The organism is Pantoea sp. Ft-CA_14 (assembly GCF_024520875.1).
GTDB lineage: Bacteria > Pseudomonadota > Gammaproteobacteria > Enterobacterales > Enterobacteriaceae > Pantoea > Pantoea agglomerans.
Window position 1 is genome coordinate 1 of record NZ_JALNPM010000055.1, and the last position, 242, is coordinate 242.

Sequence of the window (242 nt, forward strand, 5' to 3'; positions counted from 1 at the left end):
GTGATATAGGGCCGGATCTGATAGCGCTGCAGGAGATCAAGAATTTCGCTATAAAGCGCTGTCCCCACCTGGGGATCAAAAAACACAAAAGGTTCGCTGGCCAGTGCCTGTAGCGAAATCTGCCCTGCTGCGGCCAGCGGATGCGCTTTATGCACCACGGCACACAGCGGCTCTCGCAGCAAAAGCTGATGATGCAGATCCGCCGGAAGCGGCGTGTTACGCATCACCCCAAGGTCCAGTTT

General features: G+C 56.2%; 1 protein-coding gene. It reads right to left on the reverse strand.

Features of this window, described 5'->3' with window-relative positions:
* The coding region (locus NR195_RS22830) for a LysR substrate-binding domain-containing protein (protein ID WP_256844940.1) at positions 1–242 on the reverse strand (242 nt) is incomplete at both ends.